Origin of the sequence: Plesiomonas sp., assembly GCF_051650925.1 — a bacterium.
Classification (GTDB): Bacteria; Pseudomonadota; Gammaproteobacteria; order Enterobacterales; family CAMTGL01; genus Plesiomonas.
Map to the genome: position 1 here is coordinate 1 of NZ_JBOFRH010000120.1, position 1377 is coordinate 1377.

Sequence of the window (1377 nt, forward strand, 5' to 3'; positions counted from 1 at the left end):
CATCAAGGCATCATCACGTGTCGCCAACTGGCGGCCGCATTGGCCGAGCAAAGTGGTGTTGAAAGTGAGTCCATCGATGCTTGGCTACTTAACCCACTTTTGATTGCCAAAATGCCCGCATCCGTAGCATTGCATTATGCCGTTCTACCCGTACGACTAGAGCACAACACGTTAGTGGTAGCCAGCGAATACCACATCGATCCGGTTTCGCTGGCTGCGCTCAGTCGCAAAATGAAACATCTAATTCGCTATGTCATCGTGCCACGTGGACAAGTGGTGGTGGGCTTACGCCACTGGTATGCCCGCCATCAACGTTGTAGTGAACGAGCCTTACTGACAAAAGCCGAACAACAAGGCTGGCTCAGTCGTGAACAAAGCGCACAACTTTGGCAGCGTTTCGTTTCACAGCAAATTTTGTTTGCCGAAATTCTAACCTCACTCGGGCACATCAATGCCGCTACTATGAGTGCTCTGCTACTGCGCCATGAGCGCTGCGAGCAACCGCTAGGTGCGTTTTTCGTCAATGAAGGCGTAATTAGCTCACAAGCTCTGACACGAGCTCTGAAATTACAAGATGAATTGCAGGTCTCGATGATACAGCTGTTGCAGCAAGTTGGTCTAAGTCATCAACAAATACAGCAATTGCAACAGGAGGTAGACTAATGTTTATTCCTTATGCACATACTGCGTTAGCAGCAATGCTGTGCTGCTCCTCGCTCAGCGGAATAGCTCAGGCTACCGATACTTGGGGCAATAGTTATCAGGCCGAATTGTCCAAACCCAATCTGGGAATGAGTGAATACCACTACTTCATTGCCTATCCACACTTGCAAAAAGCTATGCTGGCGATGAAGAACAATGATGCACATACAGCAATATCCCAGTTTGAACATGTACACCGTGAGGTTCCGACAAATATTCCAGTAACCCTGTACTTAGCCGAAGCCTACCGCCATTTTGGGTACAATAAACAAGCAATACAATTACTGCGATCACAACTTAAGCGAACACCTACTAGCCTCGTGTTACGCCAAGATCTGAATGCGATTCCCGTTGTCGTCAACACACATGCCACACGCGCCGAATTACGTATGATGGCTGTTGAGTGTAATCAACAGCCTACGCTTCGCTGCCGCGCGGAAGTCGGACACACCGCGCTATATCTAGGCGCGCTCAATATCGCTGACACACAATTAAACGACCCACGCTTCGCTCATAGCCCCGCAGGCTTGACACTACAAGCCGACTTGCAGCAACGCGCCATTTATCTCAAGCAATGGCAATATGTAGAGCCTGAGTTCAATGCGTTGCGCCAGCAAGGCAAACTCACCGCGGCGCAAGCAGAGCAATGGTTTCAGATCCTGCTACTGACCCGTG

2 pseudogenes are annotated in these 1377 nt (G+C 49.7%); both read left to right on the forward strand.

Going from position 1 to position 1377, the window contains the following annotated elements:
* A pseudogene (gene nfrB, locus ACRC27_RS02695) lies at positions 1-663 on the forward strand (glycosyl transferase family protein); the annotation flags it as partial.
* Positions 663-1377: pseudogene (locus ACRC27_RS02700) on the forward strand (phage receptor); the annotation flags it as partial. The pseudogenes nfrB and ACRC27_RS02700, both read left to right, overlap by 1 nt.